The organism is Geopseudomonas aromaticivorans (genome assembly GCF_019097855.1).
Classification (GTDB): domain Bacteria; phylum Pseudomonadota; class Gammaproteobacteria; order Pseudomonadales; family Pseudomonadaceae; genus Geopseudomonas; species Geopseudomonas aromaticivorans.
Genome location: NZ_JAHRGL010000001.1, coordinates 389,623 through 412,282 on the forward strand (window position 1 = coordinate 389,623; position 22,660 = coordinate 412,282).

Genomic DNA, 22,660 nt, shown 5'->3' on the forward strand with positions numbered 1-22,660 from the left:
CAGGAAGGTTCTGGGGCACGTGCCGACGCGGTTAGAATAGCGCCCTCAATCACGGCCAGGCGAATCCCACATGACCGACATGATCCTGTACCACAACCCGCGCTGCTCGAAATCCCGCGGCGCCCTGGAGCTGCTCGAAGCGCGCGGCCTGCAGCCCCGGGTGGTGCACTACCTGGAAACGCCGCCCTCCGCCGCCGAGCTGCGCGAACTGCTCGGCAAGCTCGGCTACGGCGCGCGCCAGCTGCTGCGCAGCGGCGAGGAACTGTACAAGGAACTCGACCTGGCCGACCCAGCACTCGACGACGAGGCGCTGATCGCCGCCATGGTCCTGCACCCGCGCCTGATCGAGCGGCCGATCCTGGTGGTCGGCGCCAAGGCGGTGGTCGGCCGGCCGCCGGAGCGCGTGCTGGAGCTGCTGGCGTGAGCGCCCGCTATATCCTGGTGCTCTACTACAGCCGCCACGGCGCCACCGCCGAAATGGCCCGGCAGATCGCCCGCGGCGTCGAACAGGGCGGCATGGAGGCGCGCCTGCGCACGGTGCCGGCGGTGTCCGCCGAATCCGCCGCCGTGGCCGCGGAAATTCCCGAGCAAGGCGCGCTCTACGCCAGCCTCGACGACCTGCGCCACTGCGCCGGCCTGGCCCTCGGCAGCCCGACCCGCTTCGGCAACATGGCCGCGCCGCTCAAGCACTTCCTCGATGGCACCAGCAGCCTGTGGCTGACCGGCGAACTGGTCGGCAAGCCGGCCGGGGTGTTCACCTCCACGGCCAGCCTGCACGGCGGACAGGAAAGCACCCAGCTGTCCATGCTGCTGCCGCTGCTGCACCACGGCATGCTGGTCTGCGGCCTGCCCTACAGCGAGCAGGCCTTGCTGGATACCCGTGGCGGCGGCACGCCCTACGGCGCCAGCCACCATGCCGGCCACGACGGCAAGCGCCCGCTCGACGAACACGAAACCGCCCTGTGCCGCGCACTGGGGCAGCGCCTGGCGCATACCGCGCAGAAACTGGGGAACTGAGATGGCCAAGAAGAACAAACCACTGCCGGCGCTGGACTGGCTGGAACCGCGCGTGCGCCTGGCGCGCTGGCTCAGCCTGGCCCTGTTCCTGGCCCTGGTGGTGCTGCTCGGCGTCTGGTACCTGCTGCTGGAGGACCTGCACGGCGCCCGCCCCTGGGTGATCCTCGGCGTGCACCTGGTGCCACTGGCGATCCTGGCGCCGGGCATGCTGACAGGCAACGCCCGGGTGCATGCCTGGACCTGCTACGTGCTCAACCTGTACTTCATCCAGGGCGTGGTCGCCGCCTTCCAGCCCGGCCGCGCGCTGTTTGGCTGGCTGGAGGCCGGCCTGAGTCTGACCCTGTTCTGCAGCGCCCTGCTCTACACCCGCTGGCGCTTCCAGTACGACCGCAAGCTGGCGGGGGAGTAATGCGCGGGGTGGATTAGGCCGCAGGCCGTAACCCACCGACTGGCCATCAGGCCGGCCATGACGATGCCTGTCGGCATCGTTGGCGGGTTACGCCGCGCAGCGGCTAACCCACCCTACGCCAGCTTCACCAGCCGAGGGTTTCTTTCAGGAAGGGAATGGTCAGCTTGCGCTGCGCCTGCAGCGAGGCGTTGTCGAGCTGCTCCAGCAGGTCGAACAGCGAGTTCATGCTGCGCGAGCCGCGGGTGAGGATGAAGCGGCCGACCTCGTCGGTCAGGTGCAGACCGCGGCGCGAGGCGCGCAATTGCAGGGCGCGCAGCTTGTCCTCGTCGGACAGGCCGTGCAGCTGGAACACCAGTGCCAAGGTCAGGCGCGACTTGAGGTCGGGCAGCTTGATCGGCACCTCCCGCGGCGGCGCCGAAGCCGACAGCAGCAGGCGCCGCCCGGCATCACGCAGGCGGTTGAACAGGTGGAACAGCGCTTCCTCCCAGGTCGGGTGGCCGGCGACCAGATCCACCTCGTCGATGCACACCAGATCGCACTGCTCGAGGTTGTCCAGCAGCTGCGGGCCGTACATCGCCACCGTGTCCAGCGGCAGGTACACCGCGCGTCCGCCGAACTGCTCCATGCGCAGGCAGGCCGCCTGCAGCAGGTGACTGCGCCCGACGCCTTCGGCGCCCCACAGGTAGATCAGGTTTTCCGCCCAGCCGACGTCGGTTTCGCACATGCGCTCGACATAGCCCAGCGCGGCCGCGTTGGCCCCGGGATAGTAGTTGGCGAAGGTGGCGTCATCACGCAGACGCACGCCCAGAGGCAGCTGGATGGGTTTCATGGGGACTCCGACGACTCCTGCGAGTCGCCACCCGACTCTCCGTAAAGTGTCGACAGTTTATAGAACTCGTGCACATGGCGCAGCAGCACCATGATCACCGCCGCCACCGGCAGCGCCAGCAGCACGCCGGTGAAGCCGAACAGCTGGCCGCCGGCCAGGATGGCGAAGATCACCGCCACCGGGTGCAGGCCGATGCGATCGCCCACCAGCAGTGGCGTCAGCCACATGCCCTCGAGCAGCTGACCGATGCCAAACACCACCACCACGCCGAGCAGCGGATACCAGTCGAGACCGAACTGGAACAGTACCGCGACCAGCGCCGCGACGATACCGACCACGAAGCCCATGTACGGGACGATGCTGGCCAGTCCGGCGAGCAGGCCGATCAGCAGGCCCAGCTCCAGGCCCACCAGCATCAGTCCGCCGGCATACACCAGCGCCAGCGCCAGCATCACCAGCAGCTGACCGCGCAGGAACGCGCCCAGCACCTCGTGGCACTCGCCGGCCAGGCGCACCACCCACTCCTCGCGCTTGCGCGGCAGCAGGTTGCGCAGATGGCCTATCATCACATCCCAGTCACGCAGCAGGTAGAAGCTGACCACCGGGATCAGCAGCAGATTGCCCAGCCACGCCAGCAGCGCCAGACTCGACGAGGTGACCTGGGCCAGCAGGATACCGGCGATATCGGTAGCCTGGCCCAGATGCTCGGTGAGCAGCGTCTTGATCCGGTCGAAACGCCAGAAACCGTAGCGCAGGCCCAGTTTCTTCTGCACCCAGGGCAGCGCGGTGCCCTGCAGCCAGTCGAGCATCTCCGGCGCCAGCTCGTACAGCCGCAGCAGCTGCTTGCCGAGCAACGGCACCAGCACCAGCAGCAGGGCCAGCAGGATCAGGCTGAACAGGATGAACACCGCCACCACGCCCGAGGTCCGCGACAGACCGCGCGCCTCGAGGCGATCGACCAGCGGATCGCCGAGATAGGCCAACAGCAGGGCCACCAGAAACGGCATCAGTACCGGCTGCAGCTGGTGGACCAGCCAGCCGAGCAGCACCAAGGCCGCCAGCCCCAGCCAGCTGCGGGAATCGTTCAGCATTTGCGCCCTCCACTCAATCCATGATGCGGCCGCAGGGCCGCGGGCTTACCAGGCGAAACGCATGCGCGTGGCCGCTGCCGCCGGCACCTGCAGCGGCGGGTTCTGGGCCGGGACAGCCCCCTGGGCATCGACGGCCTCGGCCGGCAGCTCGTGCAGACGGCCCAGTTGCAGCTGGGAGCGCAGCTGATCGGGGCTGGCATCGACCTGATAAAGCAGGTTGCCACCGACCACCGCCTGCAGGCGCGGGTTAAAGGGCTCGAGCAGGCGCTCAAGCGCCGCATAGCGGGCCAGATCGCTGCCCTGCACTTCCAGCGTCAGGCTCTGCGCCGCGCCGGCCTTGCCGAAGCGCGAAGCCAGCTTTTCACCCACCTCGAGGAGTACGCCATCGGCCAGCGCCGCCTGACTGGCTGCCGTGCTCGAACCCGTGACCCGCTCGCTGCCGACCCACAGCTGCCAGTCGGCCTGCCAGCTGTCGCCGGCGCCACGCGCCACCACGGCCAGCAGGGCGTCCGCCGCGTAGCGCGCGGAAGCCTCCTGCAGGGCCTGGGCATCGCTGCCCGCCAGAGTGTCGGCCGTGGCCAGCAGCTGTTCGTCGAGGTCGCCCAACGGCAGGCTCAGCGGCACGCCGCGGTTCTGCGCCGCGGCGCGCAGGGTCGCCGCCGCCGGCTGATCCTCGGCCACCAGACTGCTGGCGCCATCCACCTCGTTCAGCCACCAGGCCAGCACGCTGGCGCGCTCGGCAGTCTGCAGGCTCAGGCCGGCCTCGCGCAGGGCGCGCTGGCTGAGCACCGGATCGAACACCACGGACAGGGTCACCGGCGTACCGGACTCGTAGACATACTGCTGCACCAGCTGCTGCGGATCGGCCAGCAGCGGCTGCAGGCGCGGGTTCTGCGCGGCCTGGCGATCGCCGGTCAGACGCACCACCAGGGTCTGCAGGGCACGGCTCATGGCCGCCGCCCGCTCCGCCGGATCCTGCGACGCCACCGGCTCGTGCACCTCGTACAGCCCCTCAACCTGGGCAGCCGTGGCCGACAGGGTGGTGAACAACAGGCAGAAGGCAAACCATCGGGCGATCAGGCGCATGCGAGCATCTCGGCAAGGGGACAGGCGCGCGCCAGACGCGCGCAGCAAACGAAGCCTATACCTTAAACAGCCGCCCGGATGGCGGCAACCGCCCATGATGGCCGCTATCTTGCAAGAATGCTAAAATCGCGGGCTTTCACGCACTTCCTTCAAAGGCCCGGATTTATGAGCAAGCAACCCTCCCTGAGCTACAAGGACGCCGGTGTAGACATCGACGCTGGTGAAGCACTGGTCGAACGCATCAAGGGCGTGGCCAAGCGCACCGCGCGCCCTGAAGTGATGGGCGGCCTGGGCGGCTTCGGCGCCCTGTGCGAAATCCCGGCCGGCTACAAGCAGCCGGTGCTGGTCTCCGGCACCGACGGCGTCGGCACCAAGCTGCGCCTGGCGCTCAACCTCAACAAGCACGACAGCATCGGCCAGGATCTGGTCGCCATGTGCGTCAACGACCTGGTGGTGTGCGGCGCCGAGCCGCTGTTCTTCCTCGACTACTACGCCACCGGCAAGCTCAACGTCGACGTGGCCGCCACCGTGGTCACCGGCATCGGCGCCGGCTGCGAACTGGCCGGCTGCTCGCTGGTCGGTGGCGAAACCGCCGAGATGCCGGGCATGTACGAGGGCGAGGACTACGACCTGGCCGGCTTCTGCGTCGGCGTGGTGGAGAAGAGCGAGATCATCGACGGCTCGAAAGTGGCCGCCGGCGACGCGCTGATCGCCCTGCCCTCCTCCGGCCCGCACTCCAACGGCTACTCGCTGATCCGCAAGATCATCGAAGTCGCCGGCGCCGACATCGAGCAGATCCAGCTCGACGGCAAGGCCCTGACCGAGCTGCTGATGGCGCCGACGCGCATCTACGTCAAGCCGCTGCTCAAGCTGATCAAGGACACCGGTGCGGTCAAGGCCATGGCCCACATCACCGGCGGCGGCCTGCTCGACAACATCCCGCGCGTACTGCCCGAAGGCGCCCAGGCGATCATCGATGTGGCCAGCTGGAACCGTCCGGCAGTGTTCGACTGGCTGCAGCAGCAGGGCAACGTCGACGAGCACGAGATGCATCGCGTGCTCAACTGCGGCGTCGGCATGGTTATCTGCGTGGCCCAGGAGCAGGTCGAAGCCGTCCTCGCCAACCTGCGCGCCAGCGGCGAGCAGCCGTGGGTGATCGGCAGCATCGCCAGCGGCGCCGAGGGTGCCGAGCGCGTCGTGCTGAACAACCTGAAGGCGCACTGATGGCCCAGCCCTGCAATGTGGTGGTGCTGATCTCCGGCTCCGGGAGCAACCTGCAGGCGCTGATCGACAGCCTGGGCGAAGGCAATCCGGCACGCATCTGCGCGGTGATCTCCAACCGCGCCGATGCCTACGGACTGACCCGCGCGCAAAACGCCGGGATCGCCACCGCCGTGCTGGACCACAAGGCCTTTGCCAGTCGCGAGGCCTTCGATGCCGCGCTGATCGAGAGCATCGACGCCTTCCAGCCCGACCTGGTCGTGCTGGCCGGCTTCATGCGCATCCTCAGCGCCGACTTCGTCCACCACTACCACGGCCGCCTGCTCAACATCCATCCGTCGCTGCTGCCTCGACACAAGGGCCTGCACACCCACCAGCGTGCGCTGGAGGCCGGGGAAGCCGAGCATGGCTGCAGCGTGCACTTCGTCACCGAGGAACTCGACGGCGGCCCACTGGTCGTACAGGGCGTGGTGCCGGTACAGCCCGGCGACAGCCCCGAGGCGCTGGCCAAGCGGGTGCAGATCGGCGAGCATTACATCTATCCGCTGGCGGTACGCTGGTTCGCCGAAGGCCGCCTGCGCCTGACCAACCACGGTGCGGAACTGGACGGCGCGCCCCTGCCGGCCAGCGGCCAGCAAATTCGCGACCTGCCCCTGCCTCGCTGAGGCCGCCGGCAACGGTCTGTCACCACAGGAGATTTGCCATGCGACGTGCGTTAACGCTTGCCCTGGCCCTGTTCGGCCTGCCAGCCAGCGCCCTGGCCCTGGAGCCCTTTACCGCGCAGTACACCGCCGACTGGCAGCAGGTGCCGGTCAGCGGCACGGCCGAGCGCCAGCTGGACAAGGGCGCCGACGGCAGCTGGACGCTGCAGTTCAAGGCCTCGATGCTGGTATCCGGGCTGAGCGAAGTGAGTCGTTTCCGTTACGACAACCAGCGCTTCGTGCCGCTCAGCTACCGCTTCGAGCGCAACGGCCTGGGCAAGAGCAAGAAGGTCGCCCACGACTTCGACTGGAAGGCCAAACTGGTGACCGGCAACGACCGCGACACGCCGGTGAAACTGGTGCTGAAAAGCGGCCTGCTGGACAAGTCGACCTACCAGCTGGCCCTGCAGGAAGATGTCGCCGCCGGCAAGAAGAGCATGACCTACCAGGTGCTCGACGGCGACGAAATCGAAACCTACGACTTCCGCGTGCTCGGCGAGGAAAAGGTGCAAACCGAGGCCGGCCAGATCGACGCGCTCAAGGTGGAACGCGTCCGCGATCCCACCAAGTCCAATCGCCAGACCGTGCTGTGGTTCGCCAAGGACTGGGGCCATCTGCTGGTGCGTCTGCACCAGGTGGAAAAGGACGGCAAGGAATACCAGATCATGCTCAAACAGGGCGCGGTCAACGGCCGCAACGTGCAAGGCAAGTAAGCCTGCCCGCAGAATAGAAAACGCCCGGCGAATGCCGGGCGTTTTCTATTCTGTCGAAGCCACCATTAAAGCCTGCTCACGATCCCGCGAGCTAGAGCCAGGCAAGGCGAAATCGGTTGAGGAAGCGGAGTTTGCTGATTGCAAATGAGCATGACTCGCTCCGCTCGCCCCTTCAGGGCCGCCCTAACGGGCGTTCATTGGCAAGCCACTGTCCGAAACCGATTTCAACGCAGCATGGCCGACGCGCAGCCGATCGTGAACAGGCTTTCACCACATGAGGTCGTCGGGCACCACGTAGTCCTTGTACGGATCATCCTCGTCGTCCGGCACTTCGCTGGCGATGTTGAGCAGGATGATGCGCTGCGGCTCGCGCTCCTGGACCTTCAGCGCCGCCTCGCGCGGGATCAGCTCGTACTTGCCCTCCAGGCGCACGATGGCCAGGGTGCCGCGGCTGAGCTTGTCGCGCAGCATCGGGTTGACCGCAATGCGCTTGACCTTCTTCTCGTCGACGAAGTTGTAGTAGTCCTCGGTCGCCAGGCGCGGCAGGCGGCTGCCTTCGATCAGCTGCTTGACCTGCGCGGCCATGGCCTTCTTCTGCGCCTTTTCCTGCTGCTGGCGGTTCAGCTCCTGGTCGCGGGCGACTTTCTCGGCCTGCGCCTTGAGCGCCGCCTCGCGCTGCGAGTCGTCCTTTTCCAGCTGGCCCTTGTGCTCCAGGCGCTGCTGCTTCTGCTTCTGCTTGCCGACCTGCTTGGCCTGCTTCTCGTTGACCAGCCCGGCTTTGAGCAGCTGGTCGCGTAGGGAAAGACTCATGACGTACCTTGTACCCGAGGAATCTGACAGGGGTGACGCGCCGGCTGGGCACGCCACCGGGAATGGTTGGCAGGGACGCTCTATCGGCTAGCCGCAGGCGGGGCCTTCCCGCTCCTGACGCTTGGCCTCGCCCCACAGGGCGTCCAGCTGTTCGAGGGTGCAATCTTCCATGCGCAGGCTGTCCGCGCGCAAGGCCTGCTCGATGAACTGGAAGCGCCGCTCGAACTTGCGGTTGGCCGCGCGCAGCGCCGCCTCCGGCTCGACCTTGAGATGGCGGGCCAGGTTCACCGCGACGAACAGCAGGTCGCCGACCTCCTCGGCGATGTGCGCCTGGTCGCCCTCGGCCATCGCCTCGAGCACCTCGTCGAGCTCCTCCTGCAGCTTGTCCAGCACCGGCAGCGGTGCCGGCCAGTCGAAGCCGACCTGGGCCGCGCGCTTCTGCAGCTTGGCCGCCCGCGACAGCGCCGGCAGCGCCTGCGGAATGTCGTCGAGCAGCGACAGCTGCTCGGGGGCCGCGGCCTTCTCGGCGCGCTCCTCGGCCTTGATCTCCTCCCAGCGCCGCTTGATCGCCGCCTCGTCGAGCTGCGGCTGATCCAGCGCACCGTACAGGTCGCCGTCGGGGAACACATGGGGATGGCGGCGCACCAGCTTGCGGGTGATGCCGTCGACCACCGCGGCGAAGTCGAAGCGTCCCTCCTCGCGGCCCAGCTGGCTGTAGTAGACCACCTGGAACAGCAGGTCGCCGAGCTCGCCCGGCAGATGGGCGAAGTCGCCGCGCTCGATGGCGTCGGCTACCTCGTAGGCCTCCTCGAGGGTGTGCGGCACGATGCTCGCGTAGTCCTGCGCAAGATCCCACGGGCAGCCGTACTGCGGGTCGCGCAGGCGCGCCATCAGGTGCAGCAGGTCGTCCAGTCGGTACATGTCCACCTCAGGTTGCCGAGCGGCTGCGCCGCGCTTCGATGATGTTGGGCAGCTGCGAGATGCGCGCCAGCAGGCGACCGAGGGCCGCCATGCTGGGGATCTCGATGGTCAGGCTCATGTTGGCGGTGTTGTCGCTCTTGTTCGACTGGGTGTTGACCGCCAGCACGTTGATCTTCTCGTTGAGCAGCATCTGCGACACGTCGCGCAGCAGGCCGGAGCGGTCGTAGGCGCGGATCTGGATATCCACCGGGTAGGTCTTCGCCGGCGCCTGGCCCCAGCTGACCTGGATCATCCGCTCGGGCTCGCGCTCGGTCTGCTGCAGCGCCATCGGGCAGTCCTGGCGGTGGATGCTCACCCCGCGACCCTGGGTGATGTAGCCGACGATCGGCTCGCCCGGCACCGGCTGGCAGCAGCCGGCCATCTGGGTGAGCAGGTTGCCGACACCGAGGATCTGGATCTCGTCGCGCCCGCCGCTGCGCCCGCTGGGGCCGCGCCGCGACACCAGATCGAGCATCTCGTTGCCGCGCTCGGGTTCGACCAGCTGCTGGGCGGCGTTGACCACCTGGGCCAGGCGCAGGTCGCCGGCGCCGAGGGCCGCGTACATGTCCTCGGCACTCTTCAGGTTGCACTTCTCGGCCAGCCGCTCGGCGTCGACCGCCGTCAGCGCCAGGCGCACCAGCTCGCGCTCGAGGTAGCTCTTGCCGGCGATCACGTTCTGGTCGCGTGCCTGCAGCTTGAACCAGTGGACGATCTTCGCCCGCGCCCGCGAGGTGGTCACGTAACCGAGGTTGGGGTTCAGCCAGTCGCGGCTTGGCGCGCCGTGCTTGCCGGTGATGATCTCCACCTGCTCGCCGGTCTGCAGGCTGTAGCTGAGCGGCACGATCCGGCCGTTGACCTTGGCGCCACGGCAGTTGTGGCCGATCTCGGTGTGCACCCGATAGGCGAAGTCCAGCGGCGTGGCGCCGCTGGGTAGGTCGATGGCATGGCCGTCGGGGGTGAACACGTAGACCCGGTCGGGCTCGATGTCGACGCGCAGCTGCTCGGCCAGGCCGCCGATGTCACCCAGTTCCTCGTGCCACTCGAGCACCTGGCGCAGCCAGGCGATCTTCTCCTCGTAGTGGCTGGAGCCGGAATTGACGTCGGTGCCCTTGTACAGCCAGTGCGCGCAGACGCCCAGCTCGGCCTCCTCGTGCATCGCCTGGGTGCGGATCTGCACCTCGAGCACCTTGCCTTCCGGGCCGATCACCGCGGTGTGCAGCGAGCGGTAGCCGTTCTCCTTGGGGTTGGCGATGTAGTCGTCGAACTCCTTGGGAATGTGCCGCCACAGGGTGTGCACGATGCCCAGCGCGGTATAGCAGTCGCGCACTTCCGGCACCAGGATGCGCACCGCGCGCACATCGTAGATCTGGCTGAACTCCAGACCCTTGCGCTGCATCTTGCGCCAGATCGAATAGATGTGTTTGACCCGGCCACTGATGTCGGCCTCGATGCCGGTGGCGTCGAGCTCCTCGCGCAGCTGCCCCATCACACTGTTGATGTATTGCTCGCGGTCCAGGCGCCGCTCGTGCAGCAGCTTGGCGATCTGCTTGTACTGCTCGGGCTGCAGGTAGCGGAACGACAGATCCTCCAGCTCCCACTTGATGTGGCCGATGCCTAAGCGATGGGCCAGCGGCGCATAGATGTCGAACACCTCGCGGGCGACGCGGTAGCGCTTGTCGTCATCGGCATTCTTCACCGCACGGATGGCACAGGTACGCTCGGCCAGCTTGATCAGCGCCACGCGCACGTCGTCGATCATCGCCACCAGCATCTTGCGCAGGTTCTCGACCTGCGCCTGGGTGCCGAGCACCAGCGACTGGCGCGGGCTCAGGCTGGCGCTGATCGCCGCCATGCGCAGCACGCCCTCGATCAGCTTGGCCACCGGCACGCCGAAGTCCTTCTCCACCGTCTCCAGCGGCACCTTGCCCTCGCGCACGCCGCGATAGAGCACCGCGGCAATCAGCGACTCCTGGTCGAGCTTGAGGTCGGCGAGAATTTCGGCGATTTCCAGCCCGGTACGGAAACTGGACATGCCTTCGGCCCAGATGTGCTGGGCGGCGATCGCCTGCTGCTCGGCCTCGCGGGCGACCTCGCAGGCCTTGCGCAGGCTGTCGCGGTCAAGGGCCGGATCGACATCGAGGATGTGCTCCAGCCAGGCCTCGAGATTGATGCTGCCGTCGGTGTTGATCGGCTGTTCCGCTCTTACCTGTACCATCGTCTTCTACCTTTCCTGCCACGACGCGGCACTCGCCACGTCTGGTCCAGGGCCTGCTGCAGACCCTGATTGAGCCGGCCTTCTGCGGGTCGGTTATGGACAGGTCGTGAAACAGCGACGGCTGACGCCGGCTCTTCTGCGACCCGCTACGGACGCTCCGCGCCCGCTTCGAACAAAGCCATCGCCTCCACATGTGCCGTCTGCGGGAACATGTCGAGGATGCCGGCGCGCTTCAGGCGATAGCCCTGCTGCGCCAGTATCGCCGCATCGCGCGCCAGCGTGGCCGGGTTGCACGACACGTAAAGCACGCGCTGCGCGCCGAGGCTGCGCAGCTGGCCGACTACCGCCGCCGCGCCATCGCGCGGCGGATCCAGCAGCACGGCGGCAAAACCGCCCTTGGCCCACGGCGCCTGCGCCAGTGGCTCGGACAGGTCGGCGCGGAAAAAGTGCGCATTGCCCAGGCCGTTGGCCGTCGCATTCGCGGCCGCCCGCTCGACCATTCCCTGCACGCCCTCCACGCCGACCACCGCCGCGGCACGCTGCGCCAGCGGCAGGGCGAAGTTGCCCAGGCCGCAGAACAGATCGAGCACCCGCTCGTCGGCTTGCGGCGCCAGCCACTCCAGCGCCTGCGCCAGCATCAGCTCGTTGACCGGCGCGTTGACCTGGACGAAGTCGCCTGGCCGCCAGGCCAGGGTCAAACCGCAGGCCTCCAGACGGTAGCCCAGCTCCTGCGCCGGATCGTCCGCCTGCGGCTCGCCGGCGCCCTGCCACCACAGCTGGGCGCCCGTCTCGCGGCAGAAGGCGCGCAACAGCTGACGATCCTCCTCCGCCAGCGGCTGGGTATGGCGCACCAGCAGTGCGCTGGCAGTGCCGTCGAACAGCTCGACATGGCCGATGGCCTGCGGCTTGCGCAGGCGGCGCAGCACCCCGGGCAGCGCGGCGAACAGCGGTTGCAAAGCCTGTACCAGTACCGCGCACTGGTCCAGCTCGACTATCGCCTGACTTGCCGCCGCCCGAAAGCCGACCTCCAGCTGCCCACTTTTGGGGCTGTAGCGCACGGCGATGCGCGCCCGCCGACGGTAGCCAAACTCCGGCCCCACCAGCGGCGGCGCCCATTCCTGCGGCGCCAGCGCTGCAAGACGGTGCAGCTGGTCGGCCAGCGCGCGCTGTTTCAGGGCAACCTGCTCGCCATGCGACAGGTGCTGCAGGGTACAGCCCCCGCAGCGGCCGGCCAGCGCACAGGGCGCCTCGCGGCGCAGGGCACTGGACACCAGCACCCGCTCGACCCGCGCCTCCACCACCTGGCTGCGCGCCGCCAGCACCCGCGCCTCGACTTGCTCGCCAGCCAGCGCACCGGCGACGAACCAGGTGCGGCCATCGGCGTGGGCGATGCCGCGACCGTCGTGGGCCAGGCGCTCGATGGAGAGGAGCTGCTTCTTGCCGACCGGCAGTTGCGCGGCGCGTATGCCGCCGCTCGGCTGGAAGCGCAGCCCTGTGTTGCGTTTGGCCATCAGGCGACCTGCAGATTCAGTGTAGGGTGCGCCAGGCGCACCGGAAGGAAGTCGTTGCGCAGCGCTGCGGCTGCGCCGTCAAGCTCAGGCTTGCGGGGAATCGTAGACCCCGGTGGACAGGTAGCGGTCGCCGCGGTCGCAGATGATCGCCACCATCACCGCATTCTCCACCTCGCGCGACAGGCGCAGCATGGCGGCCACCGCCCCGCCGGAGGAGACGCCGCAGAAGATGCCCTCCTCGCGCGCCAGGCGGCGCATGACTTCTTCGGCCTCGCCCTGCGCCATGTCGATGATCCGGTCGACGCGACTGGCATCGAAGATCTTCGGCAGGTACTCCTGCGGCCAGCGCCGGATGCCGGGAATCGCCGAGCCTTCCTGCGGCTGCAGGCCGACGATCTGCACCGCCGGGTTCTGCTCCTTGAGGTAGCGCGACACGCCCATGATGGTGCCGGTGGTGCCCATCGAGCTGATGAAGTGGGTGATGGTCCCGCCGGTCTGGCGCCAGATTTCCGGACCGGTGCTCTCGTAGTGGGCCCGCGGGTTGTCCTGGTTGGCGAACTGGTCGAGCACCTTGCCGCGGCCCTCGGCCTGCAGCTTGAGCGCCAGATCGCGGGCGCCTTCCATGCCTTCGGCCTTGCCCACCAGGACCAACTCGGCACCGTAGGCGCTCATCGCCGCCTTGCGCTCGGCGCTCATGTTGTCCGGCATGATCAGGATAATCCGGTAGCCCTTGATCGCCGCGGCCATGGCTAGGGCGATGCCGGTGTTGCCAGAGGTGGCCTCGATCAGGGTGTCGCCGGGCTGGATGTCGCCGCGCAGCTCGGCATGGCTGATCATCGACAGCGCCGGGCGGTCCTTCACCGAGCCGGCCGGGTTATTGCCTTCCAGCTTGACCAGAAGGGTGTTCGAGGTATTGCCCGGCAGGCGCTGCAGGCGCACCAGCGGGGTGTTGCCGACGCAGTCGGCGATGGTGGGGAACTGCACGGTCATGGGAGCCAGGTCTTCGCAGCGCGGACAGGGGCGCCCATGATAACGGCAAACGCGCCGGGCCGATAACACGGCAAGGCTGGTCTATATTCTTTGCAGCTATATATAGGAGCGCGGCGCGGCGGACACCTCGTCGACTCGACCGCCTCTGGTGAACGGCACCCTTGTTCGCCCCCGGCAAGTCGCTACACTGCCGCCATCCCTTTGCCGCGGAGGCGCTGCGTGTTCGACAAACTCGGGATCAAGGGACGCGTCCTGCTGCTGTCCCTGCTGCCCACCAGCCTGTTGGCGCTGGTACTTGGCAGCTACTCCACCTGGACCCACCTGTCGCAGATGCACAGCCAGCTCGTCGAGCGCGGTCAGCTGGTGATCGAGCAGCTGGCGCCGCTGAGTGCGCGCCTGCTGGTGGCGCGCGATATCCCGCTGCTCGAACGCCTGGCCAGCCAGACCCTCGAGCAGCCCGACCTGCGCGCCATCACCCTGCTCTCCCCGCAAGGCGAGCGCCTGGTGCACGCCGGCCCACGCATGCGCACCAGCGCGCCGCCGCGCGATCCGCAGCAACTCAGCCTGGTCAGCAGTGCCGAGGCTACGCGCTTCCTGCTGCCGGTCTACGGCCTGCACCGCCAGCTCGGCGGCCATGCGCCCGTCGAGGAGGATGACCGCCTGCTCGGCTGGATCGAGCTGGAGCTGTCCCACCAGGGCACCTTGTTGCAGGGCTACCGCAGCCTGCTGACCAGCCTGCTGCTGACCGTCGCCGGGCTGATCGTTACCGCCCTGCTCGCCTTGCGCATGAGCCGGACGATCAGCCGGCCACTGCAACAGATCAGCCACGGCGTCGCGCAGATCCGGGACGGCCAGCTGCAGACCCGCCTGCCGGCGCTCGGCAGCCACGAGCTGGACGAGGTCGCCAGCGGCATCAACCGCATGGCCGAGACGCTGCAAAGTGCCCAGGAGGAGCTGCAGCACAACGTCGAGCAGGCCACCGAAGACCTGCGCAACACCATGGAAACCATCGAGGTGCAGAACATCGAGCTGACCATGGCGCGCAAGGAGGCCCTGGAGGCCAGCCGGATCAAGTCCGAGTTCCTCGCCAACATGAGCCACGAGATCCGCACCCCGCTCAACGGCATCCTCGGCTTCACCAACCTGCTGCAGAAGACTGGCCTCGACAGCCGCCAGCAGGACTACCTGCTGACCATCCAGAAGTCGGCCGACAACCTGCTGGCGATCATCAACGAGGTCCTCGACTTCTCGAAGATCGAGGCCGGCAAGCTGGTGCTCGAGCAGGCGCCGTTCAACCTGCGCGACCTGATCCAGGACACCCTGACCATCCTCGCGCCCGCCGCCCACGAGAAGAACCTCGAGCTGGTCTGCCTGATCTACCGCGACACCCCACAGGCGCTGGTCGGTGACGCGCTGCGCCTCAAGCAGGTGCTGACCAACCTGGTGAGCAATGCGATCAAGTTCACCCGCAGCGGCAGCATCGTGGTGCGCGCCATGCTCGAGGAAGACCTGGTCAGCCACGCCCAGCTGCGCATCAGCGTGCAGGACAGCGGCGTCGGCCTCTCCGAGAGCGAGCAGCGCTCGCTGTTCCAGGCCTTCAACCAGGTCGACAACTCCAGCTCGCGCCAGGCCGGCGGCACCGGCCTCGGCCTGGTGATCTCCAAGCGCCTGATCGAGCAGATGGGCGGCGAGATCGGCGTGACCAGCGAGAAGGACGAAGGCGCCGAGTTCTGGCTGCAGCTCAGCCTGCCGAAGGCCCCCGAGGAAGGCGACGAACTGCCGCGCGCCCTGCTCGGCGGCCGCTGCGCCGCCCTGCTGGAAAGCCACGAGCTGGCCCGCCAGTCGCTGCGCCACCAGTTGGTGGACTACGGCCTGCAGGTGATCGAGTTCGCCAATCTCGACGCACTGATCGAGGAAGCCGCCCTGCGCCAGCACGGCAGCGCGCCGCTGGCCATCGCCCTGATCGGCATCAATGCCCGCGAACACCCGCCGGAACGCCTGAGCCGCCAGCTGTGGGAACTCAACCAGCAGGGCTGCCAGGCGCTGCTGCTGTGCCCGACCACCGAACAGGCGCTGTACCATGCCAGCCTGCCGGAGAGCCACGGCCAGCTGCAGGCCAAGCCGGTCTGCACGCGCAAGCTGCAGCGCACCCTGATCGACCTGCTCAGCCCGCGCGTGCAGCGGGTCGAGCCCAGCGGCGCCACCCCTGCCGCCAGCCGCGCGCCGCGCCTGCTGTGCGTCGACGACAACCCGGCCAACCTGATGCTGGTGCAGACCCTGCTCGGCGACCTGGGTGCCCAGGTCAAGGCCGTCGACAATGGCTACGACGCCCTGCGCGCCGTGCAGCAGGAGGCCTTCGACCTGGTGTTCATGGATGTGCAGATGCCCGGCATGAACGGCCGCGAAACCACCGAGGCGATCCGCCAGTGGGAAAGCGAGCACGGCCAGCCGCCGCTGCCGATCGTCGCCCTGACCGCCCATGCCATGGCCAACGAGAAGCGCGCCCTGCTGCAGTGTGGCATGGACGATTACCTGACCAAGCCGATCAGCGAACACCAGCTGAGCCAGGTGGTGCTGAAATGGACCGGCCTGTCGCTGCGCAACGGCGATGTGCGCGAGCCGCTGCTGCCCGAGCGCGGCAGCGCAGCCACTGCGCTGCAGGTCCTCGACGCCGCCGAAGGCCTGCGCCTGTCCGCCGGCAAGGCCGACCTCGCCGCCGACATGCTGAGCATGCTGCTCGACTCGCTGCCCAGCGACCAGGCCGTGATCCGCCAGGCCCGCGCCAGCAACGACGGCACCGCACTGCTCGAACGCATCCATCGCCTGCATGGCGCCACCCGCTACTGCGGCGTGCCGCAGCTGCGCGCCGCCTGCCAGCGCAGCGAAAGCCTGCTCAAGCAGAATGCCCCGGCCAACGTCGCCCTCGACGAGCTGGATGCCGCCATCACTCGTCTGATGGAACAGGCCGTCCGGCCCGTCCCCCAACCGGCGTCATGAGCGAGGATGTCCATGCGCATCACCCTGTTCAGCAGCAAGCCCTACGACCGCGACAGCTTCGCCACGGCCAACCGGCCCCACGCCCATGACCTGCACTTTCTCGACGCGCGCCTGGATGCCGACACGGCCGCCCTCGCCGCGGGCAGCGCAGTGGTCTGCGCCTTCGTCAACGACGACCTGTCCGCGCCGGTGCTCGAGCGCCTGCACGCCGGCGGCACCCGGCTGCTCGCCCTGCGCTCGGCCGGCTACAACCACGTCGACCTGGCTGCCGCGGCGGCCCTCGGCCTGCCGGTGGTGCGCGTGCCGGCCTACTCGCCGCACGCGGTGGCCGAGCATGCCGTGGCCCTGGTGCTGGCGCTGAACCGCCGCCTGCACCGCGCCTTCAACCGCACCCGCGAGGGCGACTTCTCCCTGCACGGGCTGACCGGCTTCGACCTGCACGGCAAGCGTGTCGGCGTGGTCGGCACCGGGCAGATCGGCGCGGTGTTCGCCCGCATCATGCTCGGCTTCGGCTGCCGCGTACTGCTCCACGATCCCCACCCCGACAGCGCCCTCGAAGCCCTCGGCGCGCGCTACGTGGCGCTCGACGAATTGCTGGCGCAGAGCGACATCCTCAGCCTGCACTGCCCGCTGACCGCCACCACCCGCCACCTGATCGACGCTGCCAGCCTGGTGCGGATGAAGCCCGGCGCCATGCTGATCAACACCGGCCGTGGCGCGCTGGTCGACACCCCGGCGCTGATCGACGCGCTGAAGAGCGGCCAGCTCGGCTACCTCGGCCTGGATGTCTACGAGGAGGAAGCCAACCTGTTCTTCGAGGATCGCTCCGACCTGCCGCTGCAGGACGACGTGCTGGCGCGCCTGCTCACCTTCCCCAACGTGATCGTCACCGCGCACCAGGCCTTCCTCACCCGCGAGGCGCTGGCCGCGATCGCCACCACCACCCTGGACAACATCGCCGCCTGGCAGGCCGGGGGCGCTGCCAACCGCGTCCATCCCTGAAGCGTCACGGGCAGCGTGCTAGCATGGGCACCCTGCCCGGAGGCTCCATGACTGAACACGATTTCCGCTACAACCTGCTCAACCCGCAGCACACCCTCACCGAATGCCGTGCGCTGGCGCCCGGCCGCTACCAGGTCACCGGCAACGGCGGCTCGATCCAGGCCGGCGACGGCCTGCTGGTCACCCTCAAGGGCAGCCGCGACCTGTCCATGCGCCTGGTCGTGGAGAAGGTCCGCCACCTGATCAACCCGCCCGGCCAGTGGCTGGCGGTCGCCAAGGGGCCGGTGTTCAACGAGCTGAGCATTCTGCAGTGGGGGGTCGACTGCAACGCCTGCGGCGCGCACCTGGACTTCGAGTTTGCCGTCGACGCCAAGCTCGGCGCCGCCGCCCGCACGCCGGCCGCCGAAGCGCGCATCAGCGAACTGGGCTGGCGCCACCAGGCCGGCCACCATCTCTGCCCGCGTTGCATCGCCAAGGAGGCCTGATGTTGCACCGTACCGCCCGGGTCACCCGCCCGGCCATCCTCGCCCTGGCGCTGGCCGGCTGTGCCGCCACGCCGCCGGCCCTGGAGCAGGAGCGCACCTACCGCGTCGAGTGGATCGACGAGCGCCCGCTGCTCGAGGGCAGCCACCTGACCATCACCTTCGGCGCCGACGACCGCGCCTACGGTACCGGCGGCTGCAACCACTGGTTCGCCGGCTACGGCGTGGAAGGCGAGATCCTGCGTTTCAGCCAGATCGGCAGCACGCGCAAGGCCTGCGCGCCGGCGCTGATGGAACAGGAAGCGCGCTTCTTCCAGGCGCTCGAGCATGTGCGCCGCTGGGATCTGTCGCCGCTGGAGCAACTGCGCCTGTGGCCGGAACAGGGCAAGCCGATCCGCCTGCAGCCGGAACAGGGCTGAGCTAGAACAGCTCGAGCTGTTCGCCGCCCTCGCGCAGGTCGAGCAGGCGCACGCCGACGCCGATCAGGCGCACCGGCTTGCCACCGCGGGCGAAGGCGGCCGCCAGCAGGCGCCGGTAGCTGTCCGCATCGCGGCTGACCCCTGCCTGTTCGAGGGTGGTCTGGGTGAAGTCGTGGAACTTCAGCTTGACCAGCGGCTTGCCCACCCGGTAGCCGCTGTCCAGCCGCGCCAGGCGGCGTTCCAGCTGTTCCAGCAACGCCGGCAGTTCGGCCGTGCAGGCGGCCAGGTCCGGCAGGTCGCGATCGAAGGTGTGTTCGACGCTGACCGACTGGCGGCGCCGGTCGACCTGCACCGGCCGCTCGTCGATGCCGCGCGCCAGCTGCCACAGCCGCTCGCCAAAACTGCCGAACTCGCGCACCAGCGCCAGCCGCTCCCACTCGCGCAGGTCGCCACAGCGCTGGATGCCGAGGCGCGCCAGGCGCTCGGCGGTGACCTTGCCCACCCCGTGCAGGCGCGCCACCGGCAACACGGCGACGAACTCGTCCACCTCGGCCGGAGTGATCACGCACAGGCCATCCGGCTTGTGCCAGTCACTGGCCACCTTGGCAAGGAACTTGTTCGGCGCCACCCCGGCCGACACCGTGATCTCCAGCTGCTCGCGCACCCGCCGGCGGATGTCCTGGGCGATGCGCGTGGCGCTGCCGGCAAAGTGCGCCGAGTCGGACACGTCCAGATAGGCTTCGTCCAGCGACAGCGGCTCGATCAGCTCGCTGTAGTCCTGCAGGATGCTGCGGATCTGCAGCGAAGCCTCGCGATACGCCTCGAAACGCGGGCGCACGATCAGCAGCTGCGGGCACAGCGCCAGCGCCTGGCGCGAGGACAAGGCCGAGCGCACCCCGAAGGCGCGCGCCTCGTAGTTGCAGGTGGCGATCACGCCGCGCCGATCCGGCGCACCGCCCACGGCCATGGGCCGTCCGGCCAGCCGCGGGTCGTCGCGCATCTCGATGGCGGCGAAGAAGCAGTCGCAGTCGATATGGATGATCTTGCGCACGACACACCGCCAGGCGGCAGGCTCCGGAAAATAAACGACAGAGGCGCAGTGTACTCCTACCCGGCGCTGCCGATGGCGGAGCGGCCCCGCTCGCCGGCCCGACCAGGGGCCGCCATTGCGCTGCAGCCCACGCTTGCCGTGCCCTGCAGGACTCCAGCCCCCGCGGATGCGACACTAACCTCCTGATCCACTTGAGGTTTTTTTCGACTCCGCGCTTGACAGCCCGGCGCTTTCGCATAGAATGGCGCCCACAGACGCGGGGTGGAGCAGTCTGGTAGCTCGTCGGGCTCATAACCCGAAGGTCGTAGGTTCAAATCCTGCCCCCGCAACCAAATTTGAAAAGGCCATTCTTCGGAATGGCCTTTTTCGTTTGGTCGGCATTAACTCGGCAACAACGGCCTGCCCCAGCTCCAACGCCATCCGCGAGGTCTGGGACAGCGTCGGCGGCGGCAATCCTCCAAGACTTCCGTGTTTAGAGGTGCAAGATGCGCGCGAACCCTACGCTCGCCAGCAACGCGTCTCCCGCCCCAGAAAGCGCCCTGCCGCCGGACACCCCGGCAACCCTGCGCTGGCCAGAGCGTCTCGGCGCCTACCGGCACACCCTCGGTCTGTTGTTCACCCTGCTGCTGTTCGTCCTCGGCTTGATCGCCTGCTGGCATCTGCTGCAGCAGCTCGATCGCGACGCCTTGCTCGCAGCCATCCACGACATCCCCAGCAGCCACCTGCTGACCGGGGTCATCGCCACCCTGGTGGGCTTCGCCGGTCTCGCCGGCTACGAGTGGTCTGCGTGCCGCTTCGCCGGCGTGAGCTTGCCCCTACCGCGCATGGTGCTCGGCAACTTCTGCGCCTTCGGAATCGCCAACGCCATCGGCCTGTCCCTGCTGACCGGCGGCTCGGTTCGCTACCGCCTGTACAGCAGAGACAACGTCAGCACCGCCGACATCGCCCGCATCACCCTGTTCACCAGCCTCGCGCTGGGCTGCGCCCTGCCCGTGCTGGCGGCCCTCGCGGCCCTCAGCGACCCACCCGCTGCCGCACTGGCCCTGCGCCTGCCCGCGTCGATGATTCAGATGCTGGCCATCGCGGTCCTGCTGCTCACCGCAGGCGCACTGGCCTGGCTGGCCAGCCGCCGCCTGCCGGGGGCACCGACGCCGGGCAGCGTGGAGATCCGCCTGTTCAAAGGCAGCGTGCGCCTGCCGACCCTGCGCCTTTCCGCGCTGCAGTTGCTGTTCACCCTGGTCGATGTCTGCGCGGCGGCCAGCGTGCTCTACCTGATGCTGCCCGCCGCCCCGCCACTGGGCGCCTTCCTGCTGGTCTACCTGCTGGCGCTGGCCGCCGGCGTGCTGAGCCATGTGCCGGGCGGCGTCGGCGTCTTCGAGGCGGTGATGCTGGCGGCCTTCGCCGGCCAGCTCGATGCCGCCCCACTGGCCGCCGCCCTGCTGCTCTACCGGCTGATCTACATCGGCCTGCCCCTGGTGGCGGCCTGCCTGACCCTACTGGTCATGGAGGCCCGCCAGTTTCTTCCCGCCGGCCGCCAGGCGCTGAACAGTGCCTCCGGGCTCGCGGCACCGATCCTGGCCCTGCTGGTGTTCCTCTCCGGGATGGTCCTGCTGTTTTCCGGCGCCACACCGGCGATCGACGAGCGCCTGGCGCTGTTGCACTTCCTGGCGCCGCCGCCGCTGATCGAGGCCTCGCACTTCGCCGCCAGCCTGGTCGGCGTGCTGTGCCTGATTCTGGCCCAGGGCCTGCGCCGGCGACTGTCGGCGGCCTGGGCACTGACGATGGTGCTGCTGGTCGGCGGTGCCACGCTCTCGCTGCTCAAGGGCGTCGACTGGGAAGAGGCCAGCCTGCTCGGCGTCACCGCGCTGTTTCTCGGCCTGTTCCGTCCTTCCTTCTATCGCCCCAGCCGCCTGCTGGACATGCCCTTCTCGCCGGTCACCCTGGGGGTCAGCACCTGCGTGCTGGTCGCCTCGGTCTGGCTGATGCTGTTCGCCTATCAGGACGTGCCCTACCAGCACGAGCTGTGGTGGCAGTTCGCCCTCGACGCCAATGCCCCACGCGCCCTGCGTGCCACCCTGGGCAGCAGCTTGCTGCTGGCCGGATTGGCCCTGACCTGGTTGCTGCACCCGGCGCGGCCGATCGTCGACCAGCCGAGCGAAGAGGAATTGCTGCGCGCCGCGGAGATCGTCCGCGCCTCCCACCAGCCGGACGGCGGCCTGGTGCTGACCGGCGACAAGGGCGTGCTGTTCCATCCCGAGGGCGATGCCTTCCTGATGTTCGCCCGCTACGGCCGCAGCCTGGTGGCGCTGTTCGACCCGATCGGCCCGGCCCAGCGCCGCGCCGAGCTGATCTGGCAGTTCCGCGACCTCTGCGACCTGCACCGGGCCCGCCCGGTGTTCTATCAGGTGCGCGCCGAAAACCTGGCCAACTACATGGACATCGGCCTGAGCGCCCTGAAGCTGGGGGAAGAGGCGCGCGTCGATCTCGCCCGCTTCAACCTGGAAGACAAGAACAAGGCCATGAAGGATCTGCGTTACACCCTGAGCCGCGGCCAGCGCGATGGCCTCAGCCTGCAGGTCTACGAGCGCGGCGCGGCCCCCCTCGAGCAATTGCGGGCGATCTCCGATGCCTGGCTGCAGGGCAAGCAGGGCCGCGAGAAGGGATTCTCCCTGGGCCGCTTCGACCCTGACTACCTCAAGCATTTCCGCATCGCGGTGATCCACGCCCAGGGCCGGCCGGTGGCCTTCGCCAACCTGCTGGAAACCGACGAGCGCCGGGTCGGCAGCCTCGACCTGATGCGCGCACATCCCCACGCGCCCAAGCTGACCATGGAATTCCTGTTCCTCAATCTGCTGCTGCACTTCAAGCAGCTCGGCTACGAGTGCTTCAGCCTGGGCATGGTACCGCTGTCCGGCCTGCAGCCGCGCCGCGGCGCGCCGCTGATGCAGCGCATCGGCGCCCTGGTGTTCAACAGCGGCGAACAGTTCTACAACTTCCAGGGGCTGCGCCGCTTCAAGGAGAAGTTCCAGCCGGAGTGGGAGCCACGCTACATGGCAGTACCCTCCGGGCTTGACCCGGTGGTGGCGCTGGCCGATACCGCAGCCCTGATCGCCGGTGGCTTCGCCGGCCTGATCAAGCGTTGAGAGGAGTCCCGAT

At 68.5% G+C, this 22,660-nt stretch carries 20 protein-coding genes and 1 tRNA gene; 12 read left to right on the forward strand and 9 right to left on the reverse strand.

Translation table 11 applies throughout. The annotated features are described in order from the left end of the window. The first annotated feature begins 70 nt into the window (after positions 1 to 70). The 3 genes from arsC to KRX52_RS01835 are packed head-to-tail and all read left to right on the forward strand — an operon-like array spanning position 71 to position 1,426. Positions 71 to 424 (forward strand): arsenate reductase (glutaredoxin), encoded by a 354-nt coding sequence (gene arsC / locus KRX52_RS01825; RefSeq protein WP_217679433.1) that lies wholly within the window; start codon positions 71 to 73, stop codon positions 422 to 424. After that, positions 421 to 1,017, forward strand: a complete 597-nt coding sequence (wrbA, locus tag KRX52_RS01830) for an NAD(P)H:quinone oxidoreductase (RefSeq protein ID WP_217679434.1) — start codon at positions 421 to 423, stop codon at positions 1,015 to 1,017. The genes arsC and wrbA overlap by 4 nt, the downstream gene beginning before the upstream one ends. Before the next feature lies 1 nt (position 1,018). Then, complete coding sequence (locus KRX52_RS01835) at positions 1,019 to 1,426, forward strand: DUF2069 domain-containing protein (RefSeq protein ID WP_217679435.1); 408 nt, start codon at positions 1,019 to 1,021, stop codon at positions 1,424 to 1,426. A gap of 124 nt (positions 1,427 to 1,550) precedes the next feature. On the opposite strand, the gene hda is transcribed toward KRX52_RS01835, so the two are convergent. Genes hda through KRX52_RS01850 form a run of 3 tightly spaced genes read right to left on the reverse strand, consistent with a single transcriptional unit; the run spans position 1,551 to position 4,432 of the window. Continuing rightward, positions 1,551 to 2,255 carry a DnaA regulatory inactivator Hda gene (gene hda / locus KRX52_RS01840; protein WP_217679436.1) on the reverse strand — a complete coding sequence of 235 codons (705 nt, stop codon included), beginning with the start codon at positions 2,253 to 2,255 and terminating at the stop codon, positions 1,551 to 1,553. After that, positions 2,252 to 3,343 (reverse strand): AI-2E family transporter, encoded by a 1,092-nt coding sequence (locus KRX52_RS01845; protein ID WP_217679499.1) that lies wholly within the window; start codon positions 3,341 to 3,343, stop codon positions 2,252 to 2,254. Before KRX52_RS01845 ends, hda begins: the two co-directional genes overlap by 4 nt. 48 nt (positions 3,344 to 3,391) lie before the next feature. Further along, on the reverse strand, positions 3,392 to 4,432 hold the full coding sequence (locus KRX52_RS01850; protein ID WP_217679437.1) for a DUF2066 domain-containing protein: 1,041 nt from the start codon (positions 4,430 to 4,432) through the stop codon (positions 3,392 to 3,394). Positions 4,433 to 4,597: 165 nt separating this feature from the next. On the opposite strand from KRX52_RS01850, the gene purM reads away from it, so the two are divergent. The 3 genes from purM to KRX52_RS01865 are packed head-to-tail and all read left to right on the forward strand — an operon-like array spanning position 4,598 to position 7,067. After that, the gene (gene purM, locus KRX52_RS01855; protein WP_217679438.1) at positions 4,598 to 5,656 is read left to right on the forward strand and encodes a phosphoribosylformylglycinamidine cyclo-ligase; all 1,059 of its coding nucleotides are present in this window, start codon (positions 4,598 to 4,600) and stop codon (positions 5,654 to 5,656) included. Beyond that, entirely contained in the window at positions 5,656 to 6,318 is a 663-nt protein-coding gene (gene purN, locus KRX52_RS01860; protein WP_217679439.1) for a phosphoribosylglycinamide formyltransferase, read from the forward strand. Before purM ends, purN begins: the two co-directional genes overlap by 1 nt. Before the next feature lie 38 nt (positions 6,319 to 6,356). After that, a complete protein-coding gene (locus KRX52_RS01865; protein ID WP_217679440.1) occupies positions 6,357 to 7,067 on the forward strand; it encodes a DUF3108 domain-containing protein in 711 nt (236 codons plus the stop codon). A gap of 267 nt (positions 7,068 to 7,334) precedes the next feature. Here the strand turns inward: KRX52_RS01865 and KRX52_RS01870 are convergent, their stop codons facing one another. From KRX52_RS01870 to cysM, 5 genes are all read right to left on the reverse strand, one after another. Continuing rightward, positions 7,335 to 7,877 (reverse strand): DUF2058 domain-containing protein, encoded by a 543-nt coding sequence (locus KRX52_RS01870; protein WP_217679441.1) that lies wholly within the window; start codon positions 7,875 to 7,877, stop codon positions 7,335 to 7,337. An 87-nt stretch (positions 7,878 to 7,964) separates the two neighbouring features. Further along, positions 7,965 to 8,798, reverse strand: coding sequence for a nucleoside triphosphate pyrophosphohydrolase (gene mazG / locus KRX52_RS01875; RefSeq protein ID WP_217679442.1), 834 nt, complete (start codon positions 8,796 to 8,798; stop codon positions 7,965 to 7,967). A gap of 7 nt (positions 8,799 to 8,805) precedes the next feature. Then, positions 8,806 to 11,052: a GTP diphosphokinase gene (relA, locus tag KRX52_RS01880; RefSeq protein WP_217679443.1), complete on the reverse strand. Its 2,247-nt coding sequence runs from the start codon at positions 11,050 to 11,052 to the stop codon at positions 8,806 to 8,808. A gap of 146 nt (positions 11,053 to 11,198) precedes the next feature. Beyond that, positions 11,199 to 12,563, reverse strand: coding sequence for a 23S rRNA (uracil(1939)-C(5))-methyltransferase RlmD (rlmD, locus tag KRX52_RS01885; protein WP_217679444.1), 1,365 nt, complete (start codon positions 12,561 to 12,563; stop codon positions 11,199 to 11,201). An 84-nt stretch (positions 12,564 to 12,647) separates the two neighbouring features. Beyond that, complete coding sequence (gene cysM / locus KRX52_RS01890) at positions 12,648 to 13,553, reverse strand: cysteine synthase CysM (RefSeq protein WP_217679445.1); 906 nt, start codon at positions 13,551 to 13,553, stop codon at positions 12,648 to 12,650. Positions 13,554 to 13,772: 219 nt separating this feature from the next. Between cysM and KRX52_RS01895 the strand changes: the two genes are divergently transcribed. The 4 genes from KRX52_RS01895 to KRX52_RS01910 are packed head-to-tail and all read left to right on the forward strand — an operon-like array spanning position 13,773 to position 18,453. Further along, on the forward strand, positions 13,773 to 16,550 hold the full coding sequence (locus KRX52_RS01895) for a response regulator (protein WP_217679446.1): 2,778 nt from the start codon (positions 13,773 to 13,775) through the stop codon (positions 16,548 to 16,550). Positions 16,551 to 16,562: 12 nt separating this feature from the next. Then, entirely contained in the window at positions 16,563 to 17,552 is a 990-nt protein-coding gene (locus KRX52_RS01900) for a 2-hydroxyacid dehydrogenase (protein ID WP_217679447.1), read from the forward strand. Positions 17,553 to 17,599: 47 nt separating this feature from the next. Next, on the forward strand, positions 17,600 to 18,037 hold the full coding sequence (locus KRX52_RS01905; protein ID WP_217679448.1) for a hypothetical protein: 438 nt from the start codon (positions 17,600 to 17,602) through the stop codon (positions 18,035 to 18,037). Next, entirely contained in the window at positions 18,037 to 18,453 is a 417-nt protein-coding gene (locus tag KRX52_RS01910; protein WP_217679449.1) for an META domain-containing protein, read from the forward strand. Before KRX52_RS01905 ends, KRX52_RS01910 begins: the two co-directional genes overlap by 1 nt. Before the next feature lies 1 nt (position 18,454). Here KRX52_RS01910 and dinB read toward each other — a convergent pair whose 3' ends face one another. Further along, a complete protein-coding gene (gene dinB, locus KRX52_RS01915) occupies positions 18,455 to 19,504 on the reverse strand; it encodes a DNA polymerase IV (RefSeq protein WP_217679450.1) in 1,050 nt (349 codons plus the stop codon). Between the two features lie 255 nt (positions 19,505 to 19,759). Here dinB and KRX52_RS01920 point away from each other — a divergent pair. Both KRX52_RS01920 and mprF read left to right on the forward strand, forming a co-directional pair. Next, positions 19,760 to 19,836: transfer RNA gene (locus tag KRX52_RS01920), tRNA-Met, on the forward strand. A gap of 153 nt (positions 19,837 to 19,989) precedes the next feature. Continuing rightward, entirely contained in the window at positions 19,990 to 22,647 is a 2,658-nt protein-coding gene (gene mprF / locus KRX52_RS01925) for a bifunctional lysylphosphatidylglycerol flippase/synthetase MprF (protein WP_217679451.1), read from the forward strand. Positions 22,648 to 22,660 lie beyond the last annotated feature (13 nt).